The sequence below is a fragment of the Serratia sp. (in: enterobacteria) genome (assembly GCF_046715635.1).
In the GTDB taxonomy this organism is placed as follows: domain Bacteria; phylum Pseudomonadota; class Gammaproteobacteria; order Enterobacterales; family Enterobacteriaceae; genus Chania.
This window is the reverse complement of record NZ_JBKJYW010000083.1, coordinates 1-2582: the sequence shown is the minus strand read 5'-3', so window position 1 is coordinate 2582 and position 2582 is coordinate 1. Positions and strand designations below refer to the sequence as shown.

At 46.1% G+C, this 2582-nt stretch carries 2 protein-coding genes and 1 pseudogene; all 3 read right to left on the bottom strand.

What is annotated here, in order from left to right; translation table 11 throughout:
* Nucleotides 1-942 (bottom strand): type VI immunity family protein (locus ACLQ7H_RS03995; RefSeq protein ID WP_411751551.1); only part of this gene is annotated, 942 nt, incomplete at its 3' end.
* 41 nt (nt 943-983) lie between these two features.
* A complete protein-coding gene (locus ACLQ7H_RS03990; RefSeq protein WP_411751550.1) occupies nt 984-2330 on the bottom strand; it encodes a VRR-NUC domain-containing protein in 1347 nt (448 codons plus the stop codon).
* A 10-nt stretch (nt 2331-2340) separates the two neighbouring features.
* Nucleotides 2341-2582, bottom strand: a pseudogene (locus ACLQ7H_RS03985) (hypothetical protein); the annotation flags it as partial.

Below are 2582 nucleotides of genomic sequence, written 5' to 3'. Positions count from 1 at the left end.
GCGTTCTGTAGACTCCTTTTCAAACTGCAGATCCTTGTACTCAGAGTAGTAATGCAGCTGGTCTGGTTTTTTAATTCTGATAGGCCGTAACAGGCTATTGAGCCGAATATAATTGGCAGGCAGCCCGTCGGTATTGACTTCACCTAGCTCCGGATATTCCCCGGCTTGCATCACGAGCGTATCGCCTACCTTAGTTACGGTTATTTCACTATCAAGCTTGAAATAATTTCTAATCCACGGCTCGCCACCCAATCGTTTTACGTAGCGCGGGCTAAGAGCCACTATCCAGTTGGCACCTTTGATTTCATCAGCATATTCACGCCCACCACCAGCTTTATCAACAGTGTCGATGATAAGCCCCGAAAATTTTTTTGCCAATTGATATTCATTAGGAAATAACAGAAAATCGTCATCATAGGGTAAGATCGGGGAAAGTCCTGCATAGCCATTATCCACATCCAACCGTTGGCATAACCAGTAAAATAACGTCTTAAACCTTTCAAGCCCTGCATCTGATGAAATAAAATGCCAAGGTAAATTGACAACCAGTATACTTCGATCAAATTCTTCAGAAAATGCCCGCGGTATCAGAGTGAAAATGGAATACTCTTCGGATATATAGTCTTCGGTGGTACTGGTTAATAACCACTCATATTGACCACCATTGGGAAGATCAATAAACTCCTGGCGGGTTTTAGCGTAATTTTTATCTGTTAGGTTGATAAAATCAGAGTAATAATTTTTCTTTAAAAAGCAGCCATACTCGGCGTAAAACCGGTCAAAACACTCGACCACCTTCAACTTCTTTTCATAACTGCCGCCATAACGATAGTAAAAACACATCGTTAGCCCCAATCGGATGGCCTGCTCATCAGGCGCATTAGCATAAGAAAGTTCAATTTCATCAAGCCAGCGCATGATTTTTTCGGAGTACGTTTTCATTTCAACATCCTGTTAATTAACTTAGTCTCAAATACCAACTCTTAGTGTTGGTTTTCCAGCTCATACTGCTCAAGCATAAGAATAAGGTCGCTACTGGGGATACTGCCATTAGGACGCTCATCCGCAGTGGCCGCAGTCGAAACCCCCAATAAACCCAGCAACCCGGCAATGGCGGCATAAACGCTCGCCGGTACCGTGATAACCCCGGCCACCATGCCAATGGCGATACCAACAACAATGCCCCCTAATACCCAAAGAACATCGACAAAGGTGATGGACTTAATAAACTCAATGGTCCAATCGGTCCATTTTTTGACCAGAAGGTAAAGCTCCAATACCTGTGCGATGGTAAAAATCGCCGAGGATTTCGCCAGATCGGTTACGCCTTCCTTTAGCCATACATAGGCTTCTCTGCCCTGGTCATACATCCAATCTCCGGTTTCTTGCATCCAGACCGCGGTGCCTTTGAGAACCGCCAACGTCTCCTCATAAAGCTCTCCTGCCAACCCACCAATGGGTTGAGCTTCTTGCACTACCAACGTTTCTTGTTGAGTCCAAGGCTCCATAAGGTTTCGGGTATTGGCTGAGGTTGGGCTCCCCCCAGGTAGAGGTTTAGGCTCCGGATGTTTCCCCGGAATGGGGACAGGTGGAATATTGGGCGGTTTGGTTCCAGGGCCAAAGACAGGCGGTATCAGCAGCCACGGCCATATTTTGCCAAACTTACTCAGCAATTCATTGGTCAGGGTATCCCGTTCTTTATCTGTCTTGGTACGGCAGTCGTGAATCTTTAAGACCGTAAACTTATTCACATCTCCTACGATAGCAAGATTATCTTTTATTTGCCCCGGCCTAAATCTGTCACCAGGAAACTTCACTTCAACGACTCTGGCAATATTAGGTACCTGAGGCATCCTCTCCTCACAAATTGTTCCTCTACCGCACCACAGGTTCTCCGATTCTTCAACGATAATAACATCGACTTTACGATAGATATTTGCTATGCCAGTGCCACTGAGAGGGACTGGATTTAACGATCTACGCCGCCGCCCTGGAGCACCCTGATTTTTACTAATAAATGGCATGGGAGGATTTGCACTCATAAGATAAGACACTTCAGCACGATACTCATAGCGCCACTGATGTAATTTAATCTCTTCAAACTGAATAATGCCAGAGAGCAAAACCTGTTTCAGTTTCAACATCCGTTCGCTGCCATTTTTCATCTTTTGCGTTATCACATTGGGGAAACGCTGACAAAATGAGGTTCGCACTTGAAAATAGCCCCGATTTTCGGCATTGGGTAAAGGCGCTTCCTGCTCCTGCATTTCAATTGAAGACGTGGTGCATTGATATCCCTTTTTTGGAGAACCGGTAATAGTTCCGCTCATAATGATTCCTCTATTCCGCAATCGATGCCGCTTCGCGCTCCAGGTGCCATAGCGTCGTTCCAGGTTCTTGGCCAGGAACATCCGTCGCAAATTCGCCTTGGGCAATAAATAGCTGGGAGCTGGGTTTAGACGGGGTAGACCAAAAACCGCTTACCAAGGCGGGATAGCCTGCGCGTAAGGGGGTGACCATAAGCGGCCCATCGTCAAATCGGGCAAACCAGCGTTCTGTAGACTCCTTTTCAAACTGCAGAT